The sequence below is a fragment of the Bacteroides acidifaciens genome (genome assembly GCF_024623065.1).
Lineage (GTDB): Bacteria > Bacteroidota > Bacteroidia > Bacteroidales > Bacteroidaceae > Bacteroides > Bacteroides acidifaciens.
Map to the genome: position 1 here is coordinate 1 of NZ_JANJZR010000180.1, position 1,461 is coordinate 1,461.

The window sequence follows — 1,461 nt, forward strand, 5'->3', positions numbered from 1 at the left end:
TATCTTATCTACGGGTGACGAACAATTTGTGGCAATCAGACCCATTTGTGAAGCGTTGGGTGTTGATCCGGAAGGGCGGCGGCAGCGGATAGAACGGGATGAAATACTCGGTCCAACTGCCTGTATGATAAAGGCGGTTGCCAGCGACGGAAAAGATCGTGAAATGTATGCTATTCCTTACTGTTATGTTTTCGGCTGGTTGTTTTCTATTGACATCTCAAAAGTAAATGAAAACGTAAAAGCATCGGTTCTGGAATATAAACTTGCATGTTACAAGGCTTTGTTTACACATTTCACGGAGCCGCAAACCTTCCTGAAGCAAAAGCAGACCGTTATCGAGCAGAAAGTAACGGAGTACCAGGAGTGCCAGCGTCGTTTTAAAGATGCTCAAAAGTTGATGAACGAAGCTAAGACGGAATTAAACCAGGTAATGAAAATAACGATCGATGACTGGCGGGCTAATAATTGCCAGTTGGATTTACCTTTTGTTTCCGGTGAAATGGATGATTGACTTTAGAAGCAGATAATAAATAACTGGGGCGGCTTTTGCCGCTCCATATAATAAACACCGGAGTGTGGAGATAACCCCGAAGGGCGAAAGCGGGTGTTATTGGTAGTTCGATGCTATCCTCCGGCACAAATAAGAATAATTATGAGTAAAAGAACAATTCAAATAGATGTTATCGGTCCGGTCGAAGGAACCGATTTGATGAAATGTAAATTGTATGTTGATGGTCGTGTATGTGTAATCGGAATGTCACGATACGACTATGAAGAGCTAATGCGTGAGAAAGTGTTTATTCGTGATGGCAAGAGTGTTGATTCTGCTGGTGTGATAAACACAACTAACACCTTTGTAGAAGAAGATTAACATTCAAAACAAATTAGAAATGAACATCGGATTAATAGACGTTGACGGTCATAACTTCCCAAACTTGGCATTGATGAAGTTATCTGCCTGGCATAAGCTGCAAGGCGACATCGTAGGGTGGTACTCCGGCATTGAGCATTACGACCGTGTGTATATGAGCAAAATATTCTCTTTCAGCCCAGACGATAGAAGAATTATACAGGCTGACGAAGTTGTGAAGGGGGGATCGGGGTATAAGTTGTTCGACCAATGGTTACCGAGCGATATTGAGCATATTTGCCCTGACTACTCTCTCTATCCCACACACATAGAAGCCTACGGATTCCTTACCCGTGGCTGCATCAATAAGTGTTCCTTTTGTATCGTTCCCCGGAAAGAAGGGACTATTCGCAAGCACGCGGATATATCGGAGTTCCTGGATGACCGGAAGTCTGCTATTCTGATGGACAACAACGTCATCGCATCGGAATGGGGCCTGCAACAGATAGAGAAGATTGCTTCCATGAAGATAAAGGTCGATTTCAACCAGGGTATTGATTGTCGACTTATCGCAAGGGATAAGAGCATAGCTAAATTGTTGGCCCGTGTGT

The 1,461-nt window shown here is 43.5% G+C and carries 2 protein-coding genes and 1 pseudogene; all 3 read left to right on the top strand.

Annotated features, from left to right (window positions below; genetic code table 11):
- Position 1 precedes the first annotated feature (1 nt).
- A complete protein-coding gene (locus NSB03_RS20570) occupies positions 2-511 on the top strand; it encodes a phage antirepressor N-terminal domain-containing protein (RefSeq protein WP_257466632.1) in 510 nt (169 codons plus the stop codon).
- Positions 512-652: 141 nt separating this feature from the next.
- Positions 653-871, top strand: coding sequence for a hypothetical protein (locus tag NSB03_RS20575; RefSeq protein ID WP_024988917.1), 219 nt, complete (start codon positions 653-655; stop codon positions 869-871).
- A gap of 19 nt (positions 872-890) precedes the next feature.
- Positions 891-1,461: pseudogene (locus tag NSB03_RS20580) on the top strand (radical SAM protein); the annotation flags it as partial.